Annotated in this window: 18 protein-coding genes; all 18 read right to left on the bottom strand. The window is 72.8% G+C overall.

What is annotated here, in order from left to right; genetic code table 11:
• Positions 1–102: 102 nt before the first annotated feature.
• The 18 genes from ACIG47_RS21720 to ACIG47_RS21635 all read right to left on the bottom strand — a co-directional run bounded on the left by ACIG47_RS21720 (position 103) and on the right by ACIG47_RS21635 (position 17,654).
• The gene (locus ACIG47_RS21720) at positions 103–1,011 is read right to left on the bottom strand and encodes a tyrosine recombinase XerC (protein ID WP_397433185.1); all 909 of its coding nucleotides are present in this window, start codon (positions 1,009–1,011) and stop codon (positions 103–105) included.
• Between the two features lie 224 nt (positions 1,012–1,235).
• On the bottom strand, positions 1,236–2,588 hold the full coding sequence (gene dprA / locus ACIG47_RS21715) for a DNA-processing protein DprA (RefSeq protein ID WP_397433125.1): 1,353 nt from the start codon (positions 2,586–2,588) through the stop codon (positions 1,236–1,238).
• Positions 2,581–4,128, bottom strand: a complete 1,548-nt coding sequence (locus tag ACIG47_RS21710) for a YifB family Mg chelatase-like AAA ATPase (RefSeq protein WP_397416085.1) — start codon at positions 4,126–4,128, stop codon at positions 2,581–2,583. Before ACIG47_RS21710 ends, dprA begins: the two co-directional genes overlap by 8 nt.
• Entirely contained in the window at positions 4,128–4,595 is a 468-nt protein-coding gene (locus ACIG47_RS21705) for a YraN family protein (RefSeq protein ID WP_397433124.1), read from the bottom strand. Before ACIG47_RS21705 ends, ACIG47_RS21710 begins: the two co-directional genes overlap by 1 nt.
• A gap of 154 nt (positions 4,596–4,749) precedes the next feature.
• Positions 4,750–5,049 (bottom strand): DUF2469 domain-containing protein, encoded by a 300-nt coding sequence (locus tag ACIG47_RS21700; protein WP_119137991.1) that lies wholly within the window; start codon positions 5,047–5,049, stop codon positions 4,750–4,752.
• Between the two features lie 7 nt (positions 5,050–5,056).
• A complete protein-coding gene (locus tag ACIG47_RS21695; RefSeq protein ID WP_397416089.1) occupies positions 5,057–5,746 on the bottom strand; it encodes a ribonuclease HII in 690 nt (229 codons plus the stop codon).
• 3 nt (positions 5,747–5,749) lie between these two features.
• Entirely contained in the window at positions 5,750–6,514 is a 765-nt protein-coding gene (gene lepB / locus ACIG47_RS21690) for a signal peptidase I (RefSeq protein WP_397416091.1), read from the bottom strand.
• Between the two features lie 205 nt (positions 6,515–6,719).
• Positions 6,720–7,067 carry a 50S ribosomal protein L19 gene (gene rplS / locus ACIG47_RS21685; RefSeq protein WP_397416093.1) on the bottom strand — a complete coding sequence of 116 codons (348 nt, stop codon included), beginning with the start codon at positions 7,065–7,067 and terminating at the stop codon, positions 6,720–6,722.
• A gap of 224 nt (positions 7,068–7,291) precedes the next feature.
• A complete protein-coding gene (gene trmD, locus ACIG47_RS21680; RefSeq protein WP_397433123.1) occupies positions 7,292–8,071 on the bottom strand; it encodes a tRNA (guanosine(37)-N1)-methyltransferase TrmD in 780 nt (259 codons plus the stop codon).
• 1 nt (position 8,072) lies between these two features.
• Positions 8,073–8,639 (bottom strand): ribosome maturation factor RimM, encoded by a 567-nt coding sequence (gene rimM, locus ACIG47_RS21675; RefSeq protein ID WP_397433122.1) that lies wholly within the window; start codon positions 8,637–8,639, stop codon positions 8,073–8,075.
• A 74-nt stretch (positions 8,640–8,713) separates the two neighbouring features.
• Positions 8,714–8,953: an RNA-binding protein gene (locus tag ACIG47_RS21670; protein WP_119138001.1), complete on the bottom strand. Its 240-nt coding sequence runs from the start codon at positions 8,951–8,953 to the stop codon at positions 8,714–8,716.
• The gene (gene rpsP / locus ACIG47_RS21665; protein WP_397416100.1) at positions 8,953–9,378 is read right to left on the bottom strand and encodes a 30S ribosomal protein S16; all 426 of its coding nucleotides are present in this window, start codon (positions 9,376–9,378) and stop codon (positions 8,953–8,955) included. Before rpsP ends, ACIG47_RS21670 begins: the two co-directional genes overlap by 1 nt.
• A gap of 201 nt (positions 9,379–9,579) precedes the next feature.
• Positions 9,580–10,701: an amidohydrolase family protein gene (locus tag ACIG47_RS21660; RefSeq protein ID WP_397433121.1), complete on the bottom strand. Its 1,122-nt coding sequence runs from the start codon at positions 10,699–10,701 to the stop codon at positions 9,580–9,582.
• A 105-nt stretch (positions 10,702–10,806) separates the two neighbouring features.
• The gene (gene ffh, locus ACIG47_RS21655; protein WP_397416104.1) at positions 10,807–12,447 is read right to left on the bottom strand and encodes a signal recognition particle protein; all 1,641 of its coding nucleotides are present in this window, start codon (positions 12,445–12,447) and stop codon (positions 10,807–10,809) included.
• Positions 12,448–12,521: 74 nt separating this feature from the next.
• Positions 12,522–14,045: an RNA-guided endonuclease InsQ/TnpB family protein gene (locus tag ACIG47_RS21650; RefSeq protein ID WP_397433120.1), complete on the bottom strand. Its 1,524-nt coding sequence runs from the start codon at positions 14,043–14,045 to the stop codon at positions 12,522–12,524.
• Between the two features lie 103 nt (positions 14,046–14,148).
• Positions 14,149–15,954, bottom strand: coding sequence for an HD domain-containing protein (locus ACIG47_RS21645; RefSeq protein ID WP_397433119.1), 1,806 nt, complete (start codon positions 15,952–15,954; stop codon positions 14,149–14,151).
• 20 nt (positions 15,955–15,974) lie between these two features.
• Positions 15,975–16,313 (bottom strand): P-II family nitrogen regulator, encoded by a 339-nt coding sequence (locus ACIG47_RS21640; protein WP_397416111.1) that lies wholly within the window; start codon positions 16,311–16,313, stop codon positions 15,975–15,977.
• 42 nt (positions 16,314–16,355) lie between these two features.
• Positions 16,356–17,654, bottom strand: a complete 1,299-nt coding sequence (locus ACIG47_RS21635) for an ammonium transporter (RefSeq protein WP_397416113.1) — start codon at positions 17,652–17,654, stop codon at positions 16,356–16,358.
• Positions 17,655–17,814: the final 160 nt, after the last annotated feature.

Below are 17,814 nucleotides of genomic sequence, written 5' to 3'. Positions count from 1 at the left end.
CGGCTTCGTGCGGCCGGCTTCGTGCGGCCGGCTTCGTGCGGCCGGCTTCGTGCGGCCGGCTTCGTGCGGCCGGGGTGGACGTCGAGGTGATCGGCGACCCGGTCAGGCGCGTGGGAAGGCCTGGGCGTAGACGCTGCGCAGGCGCTCGGCGTCGACGTGGGTGTAGCGCTGGGTCGTCGCGAGGTTGGCGTGCCCCAGCACCTCCTGCACGGCGCGCAGGTCCGAGCCGCCCTGCAGCAGGTGCGTCGCCGCCGAGTGCCGCAGCGCGTGGGGTGCCACGTCGTCGACCCCGGCCTGGGCCGCGAGGCGGTGGATCGCCTCACGCACCTGCCGCTGCCCCCAGCGTCCGCCGCGCTCCCCCACGAGCAGCGCGTCGCCCGTCGTGGCGGTCACGAGCGCGGGTCGCCCGTCGGACAGCCAGGCCTCGACCGCGCGCGCCGCCGGGATGCCGAACGGCACCACGCGTTCCTTGCCGCCCTTGCCGAGCACCCGCACGAGGCGGTCCCGGGCATCGACGTGCCCGACGTCGACGGACACCAGCTCGCCCACCCGGATCCCCGCGCCGTACAGCAGCTCGGCGGCGACCCACGACCGCAGTGCAGCAGGACGTGTCGCCTCGTCGGCCTCGTCGGCGACCGCCCGGGCGCCGTCGAGCAGGCGGCCGGCGGCGTCCACGTCCAGCACGGTCGGCAGCGTGCGCGGGACCTTGGGACTGGCCAGGCGCGACGACGGGTCCACGGGCACGAGCCCGGCGCGGTGCGCCCAGCGCAGGAACGCACGTGCGGAGGCCCCCCGGCGCGCGAGCGTCGAGCGGGCGAGCCCACGGTCTGACTGGGAGGCCAGCCAGCCGCGCAGCAGGGTGAGATCGATCGCGTCGAGGCGCGTGGTGCCGTGGCGCATCGCGTAGCGCAGGAGGTCGGTCACGTCCGCCACGTAGGCGCGCCGCGTGTGGGCGGAGTGCCCGCGCTGCGCGTCGAGATAGCTGGCGAACCGGGACACGGCGTCGGACATCTGCTCGGGCAGCCGAGGCAAGCCGGACAGGTCGGTAAGGTCCACGTTTTCCAGTGTGCGCCTCGCCTGCCGCCGGGCGACGAAGGCGCGCCGTCCGTACGCGGTGCCCCGCACCGCCCCGCACCCGCCCGCATCCACCCGCACCCGCCAGCCCCGGGACGCCGGCCGGCCCCGGCCGATCTCACGCTCGGACACGAGCCACGGACGCCGTGCGACCTCCCTGGTCATCGCCGCAGCCAGCCACCGTCCTTCTGCTCGGCCAGTCCCATCAGCTCCAGCAGTCCCAGCGCACCCGTCGTCTCGCCCAGTGCCAGGCCCGCCGCGCGGGCCACCGATCGCTCGTGGGCCGGTCTACGCACGGGCAGCGCGTCGAGCACGGCCTTGCCGGCGGCGTCGAGGTCGTCCTCGGGGCGCGTCTCACCCCGGCGTGGCGGCGCGGTCTCCCCTGCGTCCCCGACCAGCTCGGCGGCCTCGGCGGCGTCCGTGACACACACCGCGGCGCCGCGGCGGAGCAGCTCGTGGCAGCCCGCCGACGCCATCGAGGTGACCGGCCCGGGGACCGCGCCGAGCGGCCGCAGCAGTCGCACGGCGTGGTTGGCGGTGGACAGCGCGCCGGAGCGCACGGACGCCTCGATCACCACCGTGCCGGACGTGAGCGCCGCGATCAGCCGGTTCCGCTTGAGGAAGCGCTGCTTGCCCGGCACCGAGCCCGGTGGCACCTCGCTCACCACGGCGCCACCCTGGTCGGCGGCCCGACGCAGCAGGTCGGTGCTGCTCGCCGGGTACAACCGGTCGACGCCGCCGGCCAGGAAGGCCACGGTCGGCGCACCGGAGACCAGCGCGCCCCGGTGGGCCTCCGCGTCGATGCCCGCGGCGCCCCCGGAGACCACGGTGAACCCGCGGTCGGCCAGGCCGCACGCGAGGGATCGTGTCACCCGGATGCCGTAGTCGGTGCATGCACGCGACCCGACGAGCGATACCGAACGCTCCGCGAGCCTGCCGAGATCCGGCTCCCCGCGCACCCAGAGCGACAACGGCGCGATGGCACGCAGGGCACCCAGCGACGCCGGCCAGCGCGGGTCCTCCGGGGTCAGGAAGGTGCCGCCGTACCGGTCGAGCACCGCGAGCTCACCGGCGGGGTCGAGCCGCTCGAGCCGAGGTGCCCAGCGCCGGACGGCCGCCACGACGAGCTCCACCGCCCGCGCCCCGGAGGCCGCCGGCCCCTCCGTCGCCGACCTCTCCGTGGCCGGTCCTTCCGCCGGCAGTCCTTCCGCCGCCGGTCCTTCCGCGGGTCCTTCCGCGACCGGTCCGAACAACCGCCCGGGTGCGTCCGCGGCCCCACCGAACAGCGCACGGCCACCCGCGATCCGGTGGAGCACAGCCTGCGCCTGCTCCGGCGCACCGGCCGCGTCCACCAGCCAGCGGAGCGCGTCCACCGGGCCGAGGCTGTCCGCCAGGGCGCCCGCCACGGGATCGCCCGGCTCGGCGAGGCGGCTCCATGCGGCCCGGGCCAGGACCGGGTCGTCGGCGTCGAACCGGAGGCCGGGTCCGGGCCGTCCGAAAAGCGCGTCAGGCATGGTCGCCTCCCGTACGCAGCAGCAGCGCGTTGCCGACGTCGGCCACGGTCGGCGCCGCACGGCCCGCGAGGTCCGCGACGGTCCAGGCGATCCGCAGCACCCGGTCCACCCCGCGCAGGCTCAACGTCCCGGCCGTCATCGCGCGGTCGATCGGGCCCAGCAGCCCCGGGCGCGGCCGGAGCAGCTCGCGCAGGAACCGCCCGGGCATCTCGACGTTGGTCGACCAGGGTGTCTGGGCCAGCCGGGCGCGCGCCGCCTCGCGGGCGCCGAGCACCCGGGCCGCCACCGCCGCCGTCGGCTCGGAGGAGCCCTCGAGCCGCTCGACCCGGTCCACGCGCCGCACCTCGACCTGGACGTCGACGCGGTCCAGGAGCGGGCCGGACAGACGCGCGAGGTACCGGCGGCGCACGGTCGGCGAGCAGCTGCAGTCCAGCCCCTTGCCGACCGCCATCCCGCACGGGCAGGGGTTGGCCGCCAGGACGAGCTGGAAGCGGGCCGGGTAGCGGGCCGCACCGCCCGACCGATGGATCACGAGCTCGCCCTGCTCCAGCGGCTGGCGGAGCGTCTCCAGCACGTCGGACCGGAACTCCGGGGCCTCGTCCATGAACAGGATGCCCCGGTGTGCCCGCGACACCGCACCGGGACGCGGCACGCCGGACCCGCCGCCCACCACGGCCGCCGGCGTCGCCGTGTGGTGCGGGTCCTCGAACGGGGGCCGGCGGATCAGCCCGCCGCCCGGATCGAACGTGCCCGCCACGGAGTGCACGGCCGTGACCTCGACCGCCTCCTGGTCCGTCAGGTCGGGCAGGATCCCCGGCAGGCGGGACGCCAGCATCGTCTTGCCCGCACCCGGCGGCCCGACCAGGAACAGGTGGTGCCCGCCGGCTGCGGCCACCTCCAGGGCGAACCGCGGCCGGTCCTGGCCGAGCACGTCGGCGAGGTCACCGGGCAGCCGGGCGGGCGGCGCGGAGCGTTCCGGCCGGACCGTGACCACCTCGCGCACCAGCTCGGGCGGGCCGCCGTGCAGCACCAGCACCTCGGCGAGGCTGGCGGCACCGACCACCCGCGCACCAGGCACCAGGCGCGCCTCGTCGAGGTCCCCCGCGGCCACGACCACGTCCGGGAAGCCGGCGTCGACCGCGGCCGCGACCGACGGCAGCACTCCCCGCACGGGCCGCAGCCGCCCGTCGAGCCCGAGCTCGCCCAGGTGCACCGTCCGGGCCAGGCTCTCCTGGCGCAGCCCCGGCGACGCCGGGCCGTCGGCGCCGGCCAGGACCGCCACGGCGATCGCCAGGTCGTAGGCGCTGCCGCGCTTGCGCAGCGACGCGGGCGACAGGTTCACCGTGATCTTCCTGACCGGCCACGGCACCCCGGAGGAGGTCACCGCCGCACGCACCCGGTCCCGCGACTCGCTCAGCGCGGTGTCCGGAAGCCCCACCAGGGTGAAACCCGGCACGGACGCCGCCAGGTGCGCCTGCACCTCCACGACGTGCCCCTGCATCCCGACGAGCGACACCGCCCGCGTGGTCGCCACCCCCATCAGGCCACCGCCTCGAGGTGCTCGACCACGGCCCGGCCACGCCGGGGCAGGGTCACGGCAACGACGTCGATCCGGATCGAGCCGAAGCTCGTCCGCGTGTCCGAGAGGACCGGCGCCGCGCCGGCAGGCGCCCCGCCGGGAGCCCCGACCGGCATCGGGACCGACGCTGCCTCCTCGGCGAACTGCGCCGCCACCGTCCGTTCCCGGAACGCGGTGAGCCACTGCCCGGTCAGCCGCTTGACCCGCGCCAGCTTGCGCGCCGTGACCGCCTCGGCCGGATGACCGTAGCCGAGACCGGTCCGTGTCTTGACCTCGACCACCACCAGCACGTCGCCGTCGACCGCGACGATGTCGAGCTCACCGTCCTTGCCGCGCCAGTTGGTGTCGAGCACCGCCCAGCCGCGCTCCTCCAGGTACCGCCGCGCCACCCGCTCGCCGTACCGGCCCACGCCGTCCTTCTTCGCCATCGCGTCCACCTCCGTGACCAGCCTTGGTCACGACAGGGGGCGACGGCGGCGCCGGCGGGCTCACATGTGCACAGACCGACGATCCACAGGCTCGGCGTAACGCTCGCAGCCCTGGAACGGCGCCAGGAGGGTCCCTACCGGCCCGGGACGAGTTTCAGAGGGCCAGCTCGGCCTTCGCCAGCTCCTCGACGTTCACGTCCTTGAACGTCACGACGCGCACCGACTTCACGAAGCGGGCGGAACGGTAGACGTCCCACACCCAGGCGTCCCCGAGCCGCAGCTCGAAGTACACCTCACCGGCCGCCGACCGCACCTGCAGGTCCACCTGGTTGGCCAGGTAGAAACGGCGTTCGGTCTCCACCACGTAGGAGAACAGGCCCACCACGTCGCGGTACTCGCGATAGAGCGCTAGCTCCATCTCCGTCTCGTAGTTCTCGAGGTCTTCGGCGCTCACGACGACATCATCCCACCGACGCCGCGGTTCCGGGCAGGTTCCAGGACCTGCGGTGCTGCGGTGTCGGGCCGTGCAGGCCGAGGGCGTCCATGTGTGCCTTGGCGCTGTAGCCCTTGTTCTGGTCCCACGCGTACTCGGGGTGCCGCTGGGCCAGCTCGACGAGGATCGCGTCGCGCTCGACCTTGGCCAGCACGCTGGCGGCGGCGACCGACGTGCACGTCATGTCGGCCTTGACCAGGGTGCGCACCGCTGGCTCGGGCACGTCGTCGTCCGGGATCTCCGACGCCGCGAACAGGTCGAGCGCCGGCCTGGACAGCCAGTCGTGCTTGCCGTCCAGCACCACCACGTCGACGTCTCCGCAGACCAGCCGCACCTGCGCGAGCGCTCGCCGGCCCGCGAGCCGGAGCGCCGCGATGATTCCGACCTCGTCGATCTCGGCCGGTCCTGCGTGTCCGACGCCCCAGGCCACCGCCCAGCGCCGCACGGCGGGAGCGATGGCCTCGCGCGCGGCGGGCGTCAGGAGCTTCGAGTCCGCCACGCCCTTCGGCCCGGTGCGGGTGGTGGCGTCCACCACCACGACGCCCACGCTGACCGGGCCCGCCAGGGCCCCGCGCCCCACCTCGTCCATGCCCGCCACGAGGCGGGCGCCCGAGGCGAGGAGCGCGCGCTCCTGCCGCAGGGTCGGCACCGTCACCACGGCCTACTCCCCCGCGGGTGGCTCGTCGGGAACGTTCGCGAAGACGTCGGACGGGGTGCTGTGCCAGTTCAGCCGGTCCAGCGGCCACACGGTGGCGAACGCCGTGCCCACGACGTTCTCGACGGGGACGAACCCGCCGCCCGGCTTGCCGCGGTTGTACCGCGAGTCCTGCGAGTTCTGCCGGTTGTCGCCCATGACCCACAGCATGCCGTCGGGCACCGTGACCTCGAACGAGTCCTGGCTCGGGATCGACCCCGGCTTGATGTACGTCTCGTCGATCGGCGTGCCGTTCACCGAGACGCGACCCTCGGCGTCGCAGCACTCCACCGTGTCGCCGGGCAGGCCGATCAGGCGCTTGATGAGGTGGTCACCGGTGTCCTGCGGCAGCAGGCCCACCGTGGTCAGGAACGACACCGCGGCGTCGCCGATCGGCCCGCGCTCCGGCGGCACGTACGGCGGGAGCCAGTCACCCGGGTCCACGAAGACGACGATGTCCCCGTGCTCCAGGTCGAACGGGCCGGGCGTCAGCCGCGACGCCATGACGCGGTCGCCCTGCGTCAGCGTGTCCTCCATGGAGGCGCTCGGGATGTAGAACGGCTGCACCAGGAAGGTCTTGATCAGCCACGACAGCACCAGCGCGCTGACCACGATGATGCCGATCTCCCGCAGCATCGCGAGAACGCCCGACTGCTGCTTCGGTGCACGACCGTGCGCGGCCCCGTCCCGACGATGCGCCCCGCTGTTGCCCCACGGATCTGCTGCGCTCAACGGCGTCCCATCGGTAGGGGTGGGCGGTGCCACCCGGTCGAAACTCGTCACGAGGGTAACTCTGTCACCTCTCGGTGCCCGCGGCGAAACGGCCTCGCGAGCCCACACCGACCCCGTCTGATATCACCACAGAACGGGGCAGGCGCGGCATCGGCCGCCACCCTCCGACGGAGGGTGACGGCCGACACGGGAACGCTCGGAAGCGTCAGACCTCGCGCTTCTCGCGGATCTTCGCCTTCTTGCCGCGCAGCTCGCGCAGGTAGTACAGCTTCGCGCGACGCACGTCACCACGGGTGACGACCTCGATCGACTCGATGGTCGGCGCGTGCAGCGGGAACTTGCGCTCCACGCCCACACCGAAGCTGACCTTGCGAACCGCGAACGTCTCGCCGATCCCACCGCCGTGGCGGGAGATGACGACGCCCTGGAACGCCTGGACGCGAGAGCGGTTGCCCTCGACGACCTTGACGTTGACCTTGACGGTGTCACCGGCGCGGAACGCCGGGATGTCGGACCGCAGCGAGGCGGCGTCGATCATGTCGAGCTTCTGCATCGTTCTCTCCGGGCCTGCCACAGGTCAGGCGCGAATATCGTGGGCCCTGCCGCGGCCGTGCGGCCGCCAGGGTCCCGGAAGGGTGAGGATGATGGTGCGGCTTGACCCGGTCAGGGACGGTTGCCCGCCCCGGTCGTCCCCTGTGGCAGAGACCTGACCGGCGACGCACCAACGGCTCATTCTGCCACACATGCGGGTGCGCACCGACACGTACGTGTGTGATGTCAGGCCCGCACCAGCGCGTTCCCGTCGGCCCCGGGCACCCACCCGAGCTCCGCGAGCAGCGCCAGGTCGTGCTTGTCCAGACCCGCCGGGTCCAGGGCCGCGATCATGTCCGGTCGGTGCGCGGCGGTCCGCTCCAGGGCCCGGTCCCGGCGCCAGCGCTCGATCCGTGCGTGGTGCCCCGACAGCAGCACCTCCGGGATCTCCAGGTCCGCCCACGCCGGCGGCTTCGTGTACACGGGGTACTCGAGCAGGCCCGCGGCGCCGTGCGACTCCTCGACCAGGGACTCCGGGTTGCCGACCATGCCGGGCACCAGCCGCGCGACGGCCTCGATCATCACGAGCGAGGCGACCTCGCCGCCGTTGAGCACGTAGTCGCCGATCGAGAGCTCCCGCACGGTGACCCCGGCCGCGCGGTAGTGCTCGGCGACGCGGGCGTCGATGCCCTCGTAGCGCCCGCACGCGAACACGAGCTGCTCGGCCGTCGCCAGCTCCTCGGCGTGCCGCTGGGTGAACACCTCGCCCGACGGCGTGGGGACGATGAGCTGGGCACCCGGCGTCAGTACGTCGTCCAGGGCGACGCCCCACACGTCGGGCCGCATGACCATGCCCGCTCCCCCGCCGAACGGTGTGTCGTCCACGGTGCGGTGCCGGTCGGTGGTCCAGTCCCGCAGGTCGTGCACCCGCAGGTCCAGCAGGCCGCGCTGCCGCGCCTTGCCGACCAGCGACAGGTCGAGGACAGACAGGTAGTCGGGGAAGATCGAGACGACGTCGACCCGCACGTCAGCCGTCCTCGCCGTCGACGTCGTCGGCCCGGTCCACGATCGCGGCGTCCGCGTCCCGCGCGAGCAGGCCGCCGGGCGGCGTGAGCACCACGCGACCGCCGGCGACGTCGACCACGGGCACGATCGCCATCACGAACGGCACCAGGGTGCGGGCCGTGCCGCCGTCGGGCAGCGTCTCCTCGACGAGCAGGGCCTCGTGGGCCGGCAGGTACTCCAGCGTGACGACGGTGCCCACCACGGTGCCGTCCTCCAGCTCGGCGCGCAGGCCCGCCAGCTCGTGCGGGTACCAGGCGTCCTCCTCGTCGGAGACGTTCGCCTCGACGACGAGCTCGACGCCCCGCAGCTCCTCGGCCGCGTTCCGGTCGGGCACCTCGGCGAACGTCACCAGCCACCGCCCCTGGTGCTGCCGGGCGTGCGTCACCGTGAGCGGTCCCGCGTCGGCGGGCACCGTCTCCAGCCGCTCGCCGACGGCGAGCCGGACCTCCGGCTCGTCCGTGCGCAGGTCCAGGGCCACCTCGCCCTTGAGCCCGTGCGCCTTGGTGACGCGGGCCACGGTGAGCTGCATGTCTCTCCTCGAAGATGAGCGAGGCCCGGTCCACGTCCGGACCGGGCCTCGTCGTCGTGCTGGGTACCGAGCGGTCAGCGCCGGTCGACGTCCACGACGTCGACCCGCACCGGGCCGTCGGTGGCGAGCGCACCGATCACGGTGCGCAGGGCGCGCGCCGTGCGACCACCCCGGCCGATGACACGGCCCAGGTCGTCGGGGTGCACACGGACCTCGAGCAGGTCACCACGGCGCAGCGTCTTCGCGGAGACGCGTACGTCGTCCGGGTTGTCCACGATGCCGCGCACCAGGTGCTCGAGGGCCTCCGAGAGCATCAGGCCTCGTCGCCCTCGGCCGGCTCGGCCGGAGCCTCGGCGGCGGCAGCGGCGGCCTTCTCGGCAGCCTTGGCCTTGGCCTTCTCGGCGTCGGCGTGCACGGCCTCGATCGCGGCGGCGGCGTCGGCCTTCTCGCCCTTGACCTTCAGGGTGCCCTCGGCACCCGGCAGGCCCTTGAACTTCTGCCAGTCACCGGTCACCTTGAGCAGAGCGGCGACCTGCTCGGTCGGCTGAGCGCCGACGCCGAGCCAGTACTGCGCGCGCTCCGACTTGATCTCGATGAGCGACGGCTCCTCGGTCGGGTGGTACTTGCCGATCTCCTCGATCACGCGACCGTCGCGCTTGGTGCGCGAGTCGGCGACGACGACACGGTAGTACGGGGCCCGGATCTTGCCGAGGCGCTTGAGACGAATCTTGACGGCCACGAAGTGGTCACTCCTGGTTCTGAATGGGATGGCCCGTGCACCGCGACGTGGGGTGACGCAGTGGGTAGGACCGGGACACGACCTGACCGGGTGAGAGGGGTCCGGGCACGCCGAGTACCTGCACATTGTGCCAGACCGCGGAGGGCCTCACCAACCAGGCGTGCCTCACACCGCGCGGTCGCGACACGCCCGCGCGACCCGTCAGCCTGCGGCCGGGTAGACGACGCCGCGCAGCACCACCGCCGTGGGGTGCCGCAGCACCTCGATGTCCTCGCGCGGGTCGGCCGGGTACACCACGAGGTCCGCGCTGGAGCCCTCCACCACCGCCCCGAACCCCAGGTACTCGCGGGCCCGCCACGAGGCCATCGCCACGACCTCGGCCGGCGGGATCCCCGCCGCCACCAGCTCCGCGCACTCGTCGGCGATCCGGCCGTGCGAGATCGTGCCGCCCGCGTCCGTGCCGACCAGGAGCCGTACCCCGGCGTCGTACAGGTTCCGCACGTGCTCGTACCGCCGGGCGTACATGGCGCGCATCCGCTCCGCGTACACGGGGTACTTGCCGTCCGCCTGCGCGGCGATGTTCTCGAACTGCCCGATCTGCAGCATCGTGGGCGTCACGGCGACACCGCGCTCGGCGGCAACGGCCATGTGCTCGGCCGTCATGCCCGTGCCGTGCTCGATGCAGTCGACGCCGGCCGCCAGCAGCCCGTCGATCGTCTCGGTGGCGAAGGCGTGCACGGTCACCCGCGCGGCCTCGGCGTGCGCCACCGCGACGGCCTCGGCCAGCAGCTCGTCCGACCAGAGCGGCCGCAGGTCGCCGTCGGCCCCCAGGGTGCGGTCGATCCAGTCGCCCACGAGCTTGACCCAGCCGTCGCCGCGGCGCGCCTGCGTGCGGACGGCGTCGGGGAGCAGGTCCGGGGACTCCAGCTCCAGCCCGTAGTTGCGCAGGTACCGCTTGGGGCGCGCGAGGTGCGTGCCCGCGCGGAGCAGGTGCGGCAGGTCGGGACGGTCGTGCACCCAGGCGGTGTCCAGCGGCGAGCCCGCGTCCCGGACCAGGAGCACGCCCGAGTCACGGTCCGCGACCGCCTGCTTCTCCGCCTCCTCGACCGGCACGGCGCCGTCGGCGGCCAGCCCGATGTGGCAGTGCACGTCCACCAGACCGGGCAGGGCCCAGCCCTCCAGCACCCGCATGTTGGTGCCCTGCGCCGACGGCCGCGTGAGGCTCACCCGGCCCGAGCGGACCCAGATCTCCTCGGCCTCGCGGTCGTCACCGAGCAGGATGTGCCCACGGATCGCCGCGGTCGGACCTTCCAGCGCAGACATGCGGCTCCTTCGCTCTCCCCGATTCACCCTGTGGACACGCCCCGCACCGCACCACCGTCGGCCCGCCCGCCGGAACCACCCGGCGGACGGCGCGCGCCGCCGACCTCACCGACCCAGGAACTTCTCCAGGCCCGGCGGCAGCTCGAGGTTGCTCAGGTCGGGCGTCTCGTCCTTCTTCGGGGCGACGCCGAAGGCCGAACCCGCCGGCGCGGACGAGACGGACGTGGCCGGCCCGCCGCCGAGCGCACGCTGCATCGCTTCCTTCTCCTGCTGGGCGCGCTTGGCCGGGTTCCCGGACTTGCCCTTCTTGGCCTTCTTGGGCGGCTGGGTCTTGCCACGCGACTTCTTGCCCATGCCCATGCCGGGGCCACCCGGCATGGCGGGCATCCCGCCCGGGCCCAGGCCGCCGCCCTTGGACATCTGGCGCATCATCTTCTGCGCGTTCTCGAACCGCTCCAGGAGCTGGTTGATGGCCGTCGTGGTGGTGCCGGAACCCTTGGCGATGCGCGCGCGGCGCGAACCGTTGATGATCTTCGGGTTGTCGCGCTCGGCGGGCGTCATCGAGTGGATGATCGCCTCGATGCGGCCCACCTCGCGCTCGTCGAACTGGTCGAGCTGGTCCCGCATCTGGGCCATGCCCGGCAGCATGCCGAGCATCTTCTTCATCGAGCCCATGTTCTTCAGCTGCTGCATCTGCACCAGGAAGTCCGCGAGCGTGAAGTCCTGGCCGCTGGCGAGCTTGCCGGCCATCTTCTCGGCCTGCTCGGCGTCGAACGCCTTCTCGGCCTGCTCGATCAGGGTGAGCACGTCACCCATGTCGAGGATGCGGCTCGCCATGCGGTCGGGGTGGAAGACCTCGAAGTCCGTCAGCTTCTCGCCGGTGGACGCGAACATGATGGGCCGGCCGGTCACCTTCGCGACCGACAGCGCGGCACCACCGCGCGCGTCGCCGTCCAGCTTGGACAGGACGACGCCGGTGAAGTCGACGCCGTCGGCGAACGCCTTGGCGGTGTTCACCGCGTCCTGACCGATCATCGCGTCGATGACGAACAGGACCTCGTCCGGGTTCACCGCGGCACGGATGTCCGCGGCCTGCTGCATGAGCACCTGGTCGATGCCGAGGCGGCCGGCGGTGTCCACGATCACGACGTCGTGCTGGCGCTCCTTGGCGAACGCGACACCGTCGCGGGCCACGCCGACCGGGTCGCCGATCAGGGGCGCGTCGGCGGCCGGGTCGTCGGCGTCCGAGGTGTTGCCGGGGTGCGGTGCGAAGACGGGCACGCCCGCCCGCTCGGCCACCACGGAGAGCTGGGTCACGGCGTTCGGGCGCTGGAGGTCGGCGGCGACCAGCAGCGGCGTGTGCCCCTGCCCCTTGAGCGCGTGCGCGAGCTTGCCGGCCAGGGTGGTCTTACCGGCACCCTGCAGACCCGCGAGCATGATCACGGTGGGCGGCGTCTTGGCGAGCGTCAGCGGCCGGGTGGCGCCGCCGAGGATGTCGACGAGCTCCTCGTTGACGATCTTGACGACCTGCTGCGCCGGGTTCAGCGCACCCGAGACCTCCGAGGAGAGCGCCCGCTCGCGCACCGCGGCGGTGAACTCCCGCACCACGGGCACCGCGACGTCCGCGTCCAGGAGGGCGCGGCGGATCTCCCGCACGGTCGCGTCGATGTCCGCCTCGGAGAGACGGCCGCGCGTGCGCAGGTTCTTGAACGTCGAGGTGAGCCGGTCGGACAGGGAGTTGAACACGGACACAGCCTAATCCAGCATGCACCACAATCGGATTCGTTTGTGAGGCACCGCCCTTCTCGGGCGTCCAGGTCTCAGGCCGCGGGTGCGGTCTGGCTGGTTCCTACGTCGTCCAGTCCCTTGCCGCCGCGGCCACGAGAGCCGGGCTGGGTAGGGGTGCGCTGTCGGTAGGCGTTGGTGACGGGGCCGGCTGCTTGACGGTCCCCGACCCGGGCAGCACCACGCCCCGCACCGTCGGTGACGGTTCGGGTGTGGTTCTCGGCCCAGGCGGCGAGATTCACTGCGGCATTCAGGTCCCGGTCCATGACCAGCCCGCACTGGCGGCACCCGAAGGTGCGGTCCTTGAGCGTGAGGCCCTTGTGGAGGGTGCCGCAGGCCGAGCACGTCTTGGACGACGGGAACCACCGGTCCACGACCAGGACCTGCCCACCACGCCAGGCCTGCTTGTAGGCGATCTGCCGGGCCAGCTCACCCCAGGCAGCGTCCGAGACGGCGCGGGAGAGCTTGCGGTTGCTCGTCATGCCGGTGATGTTCAGGTCTTCCAGGACCAGCAGGGCGTGGTTCTTGACCAGCTGGTTCGAGACCTGGTGCAGCGTGTGGTGGCGGCGGTCACGGATCCGGGCATGCTGCCGCCCCAGACGCACGGCAGCCTTCTGGCGGTTCTTCGATCCCTTCTTCTTGCGCGACACGGCCCGGGACAGGTGGTGCAGCCGCGGCAGACCGTGCCGTAGGGCACGCAGATTGGTGACCCGCAGGACCTCGACGCCATCAGCCGAGCCCGCGACAGCCAGGGCGTGCAGACCACGATCCACACCCACCCAGTCGTCGGCCCTCACCTGCGGGGACGACTCAGCAGACTGAGGCAGGTGCCGCACCGCGGGGTGCAGGTCAGCGGCCTCCACGGTGATCGATATCCACCATCGGCTCACCCCACGGGATACCGTCACATGCAGGACCCGCGCCCTGCCCCTGGAGATCATCCTGCGCAACCGCCGGGTGTCCTCCCGCACCCGCAGAACGCCGATCTTCGGCAATCTCACCGACCGGGCGTGACCTCCATCCCCGAAACGGATGCTGGCCCGACCCTTCCTGGTCTTGTTTCGAATCCGGAACGACCCACCGGTCAGGCTCTTCCTCCTGAACCGCGGGAACCCGACCTTCGGCCCCCTCCTGGCACCGGTCCGGGAGTCGTTCCACGCTTTCAGCCCGCGGCCGAGATCGACGGTGGCTTCCTCGAACACCTCGGACGACACCTGATCCCGCCACGCCAGGCCGGCCACCTCCACGCGCACAATCCCGCTCGGTTCAACGAGGAACCGGCGTCCAGCGGCCTCGGACCTTTTCCAGGCGTTGAACACGTTGATGAGGTCGAACCCCGTCCACGGCACCCGACCAACACGCGGGCCGTCGCCGTTCCCGGGGTCGCCGTCCGACCCCACCCCGGGTGTCTGCCCGCGCTGGGCAGCGGCGTAAGCATCCTTGTGCAAGCGCAGGGCCTGGTTGTACGCAAACCTCGCCGCTCCCACGTGCCGGGACAGCACACGTTCCTGCTCGACCGACAGATCGAGACAGAACCGGAACGACGTGTGTCTTGCCACGCACATGATCCTGTCACGAGCCCTCCCGACATCGCACACCCGTTCTATGCGTCAGGAAGAGCCCGGGTCAGCCGCCGGACCAATGCGATACCAAAGGTCTGACTCACCGGGTGAGCACGAGGCGCGCCCGCTCGGTCAGCCCGTCCACGAGCTGCGCTCGCCACTCCGTCCAGGTCTTCGGCCCCAGCGACGTGGTGTCCGCCTCGGTCAGGGCCCGCAGCACGTCGAGCAGGTCGCGGCGGTGGTCCACGGCGTCCAGCAGCCGCGTCACCGTCTCCGGGTCGTCGGGGTCGGCCCGCGTGGCCAGGTCGGCGAGCGTGAGGTGGTGCCGCACGAGCCGCGTGACGTCGTCGACCACCTCGGGCGCGAAGCCCGCCCGGGTCAGGATGGCCGGCACCCGCGCGGCACCCTCCACGGCGTGGTCGGCAGCGCCCCGCACCTTGCCGATGTCGTGCAGCAGCGCGGCGAGCAGCAGCAGGTCGCCCGACGTCGCACCACCGTGGGACCCCACCTCCGGCAACCGCCGCCGCAGCTTCGCCGCCACCGCCGCGGTCTCCACGAGGTGCCGGTCCACGGTGTGCCGGTGGATCGCCGCGCGCTGCGGCCGGTTGCGCACGTCCGCCCACTCCGGGAACCAGGAGGTGACCACGCCGGCGAGGTCGAGGGCCTCCCAGACGGGCACCTGCGCGGGCCCCGCACCCAGGAGTGCCAGCAGGCTCTCCCGTGCGGCGGGCGGCCACGGCTGCGGCAGGGGCGGGCACTGCTCCAGGCTGCGGATCGTCACCGGGGACAGCACGAGGCCCGTCCGGGCAGCCGTCGCGGCGGCCCGCAGGGGCAGCAGCGGGTCCGAGGCCGGGCGGGTGCCGACACCGAGCACCAGCTCGCCGTCGTGCTCCACCAGGCCGTCGCCCACCGAGCGCAGGCGCGGCGGCGTGCGCCGCCCGCGCACCATGAGCGGCTTGCCCACGCCTACCGGACGGGCCAGCGCCTGGCGTGCCCGCCGGATGGTCATGTCCAGCGCGTAGGAGATGACGCGCCCCGACTCGGCCAGGGCCGCCAGGAGCTCGTCGCCGTCGTCGTGACCGGTCCGCCCGGCGACCTCCTCGAGGTCCGCCAGCAGCAGGCGGCTGGTACGCCGCCGGGTGACCACCTGGAGCGTGTCGCGCACGTCGAGCAGCTGCGTGTACGCGGCGTCGACCGCGCCGTGCGGGCGGTCGGTGAGCCAGGTCGCGGCCAGCGCGGAGAGCAGCACGGCGTCCCGCATGCCGCCCCGGGCCTCCTTGAGGTCGGGCTCGATGAGGTAGGCGAGCTCCCCCGCACGCTGCGCGCGGTCGCGCGTCGACGAGATGAGCTCGGGCAGGCGCCGTCGCGCGGCGGCGCGCCAGTCGGTCAGCACCGCCGACGCCGCCCGGTGCACGACGACGGCGTCCCCCGCCACGGGCCGCACGCTCAGCCAGCCGATCACGGCGGGCAGGTCGCTCGCGGCCACCTGGCGGGACTGGCTCAGGGACCGCACGGCGTGGTCGATGTCCACGCCCGAGTCCCACAGCGGGTACCAGAGCCGTTCGGCGACCTGCTTCAGCTCGTCGGCGCCGTGGGTGCGGCCGTCGTGCACCAGCACGAGGTCGAGGTCGCTGAGAGGGCCGAGCTCCCCGCGCCCGAGGCTGCCGACGGCCGCCAAGGCGATGCCCGACGGGTCGACGCCGTCCGTCGCCTCCGCGAACAGTGCGCCGAGGCGTTCGGTCGCCCGCTGGCCGACGGCGGAGCGCCGAGCCAGGCCGGAGCGACCCGGACCGGTCAGGTCGGTGGCGATGGTGAGGAGCTCGTCACGGAGGCCCCGCACCCCTGCGGTGGGGTGCGGGGCCTCCGCCTGCTCCCGGGCGCCCTCGGACGCCGGGTCAGTGGTCATGCGACGTCGGACACTCCCCGTCAGAGGGCGGCGTCGCCGTGCTCGCCGGTGCGGACGCGAGCCACGTCCTCGACGGGCACGACCCACACCTTGCCGTCACCGATCTTGCCGGTCTGGGCCGCGCCGACCACCGCGTCCGTGACCGCCGCGACGTCCGCGTCGGTGACGAGGACCTCGATGCGGACCTTGGGCACCAGGTCCACGGTGTACTCGGCACCGCGGTACACCTCGGTGTGGCCCTTCTGCCGGCCGTAGCCGCTGGCCTCGCTCACGGTCATGCCGCGAACCCCGACACCTTCCAACGCCGTCTTCACGTCATCCAGCCGGTGCGGCTGGAGGACCGCCGTGACAAGCTTCATGCGCTGCCTCCTAAGCAGTCTGGTCGCTGCACCGTAGTACGGTCAGCGCACCTCGGTGATGGTGGAACCGGAGTTCTCGTACGCCGTCTCGCCGTGGACGGCGAGGTCGATACCGCTGACCTCGGCCTCCTCGGAGATCCGCCAGCCCATCGTCGCCTTGAGGGCGTAGGCGATGACCGCGGTGACCACGAAGCTGTAGACGACGGCGATCAGCGCGGCGACGATCTGCGTGATCAGCTGCGTGACGCCACCACCGTAGAAGAGGCCGTTGAGCGAGCCCTCGAAGTAGAACGAGTCGTAGCGGCCGTTGGTGGCGAAGAAGCCGATCAGGACCGTACCGACGAGGCCACCGACCAGGTGGACGCCCACGACGTCGAGCGAGTCGTCGTAGCCGAACTTGTACTTGAGGCCCACCGCGAGGGAGCACAGGACACCGGCGACCAGGCCGATGACGATGGCGCCCCAGCTGTCCACCGTGCCGGCGGCCGGGGTGATCGCGACCAGACCGGCGACGACACCGGACGCGGCACCGAGCGAGGTGGCCGCACCGTCGCGGAACTTCTCCGTGACCATCCAGCCGAGCATGGCGACACCGGTCGCCACGAGGGTGTTGACCCAGGCGCGGCCCGCGGTGCCGTCGGCGGCGAGCTCCGAGCCCGCGTTGAAGCCGAACCAGCCGAACCACAGGAGCGCGGCGCCGAGCATGACGAACGGCAGGTTGTGGGGGCGCATGGCCTCCGTGCCGAAGCCCTTGCGCTTGCCGAGGATGAGCGCCAGGGCGAGCGCGGCGGCACCGGCGTTGATGTGCACCACGGTGCCACCGGCGAAGTCGATGGGCAGCGAGAGCGCCGAGGCGAGCCAGCCGTCGGCGCCGAACATGCCGCCGCCCCAGACCCAGTGGGCCAGCGGCGTGTAGACGATCGTGACCCAGATCGCCGTGAAGACGACCCAGGTGCCGAACTTGGCGCGATCCGCGATGGCACCCGAGATGAGCGCCACGGTGATGATGGCGAAGGTCGCCTGGAAGCCCGCGAAGACGAGAGCCGGGATGCCCATGGCCGTCGTGGGGCTGGCGGCGTTGTCCACCGTCAGGCCGATCAGGCCGGCCGGGTTGCCGATGAAGCCGCCGAGGTCCGGGCCGAACGCGAGCCCGTAGCCGTAGACGACCCACACGAGTCCCGCGACGCCGATCGACGCGAAGCTCATCATCATCATGTTCAGAACGCTCTTGCCACGCACCATGCCGCCGTAGAAGAACGCCAGGCCCGGCGTCATCAGCAGCACGAGCGAGGAGGCGGTAATCAGCCAGGCAGTGTTGCCACTGTCCAGTTCGAATTCCATCGGTTGCCTCTCTCCCCGGACCGGTCCTTGGTGACTCGGCCCACCGCGGACTACCGTCCCGGGAAGGCGTTACACGCGGCCCGCATCGAGGTTACGGATGCGTGACGCAGGGCCGAGGCATGTAAACGTCTCATTTCGCGAGCGAAATGGGCGAAATTAT

The sequence above is a fragment of the Promicromonospora sp. NPDC052451 genome (assembly GCF_044547525.1).
GTDB lineage: Bacteria > Actinomycetota > Actinomycetes > Actinomycetales > Cellulomonadaceae > Promicromonospora.
This window is presented reverse-complemented; position numbering and strand designations above follow the sequence as displayed.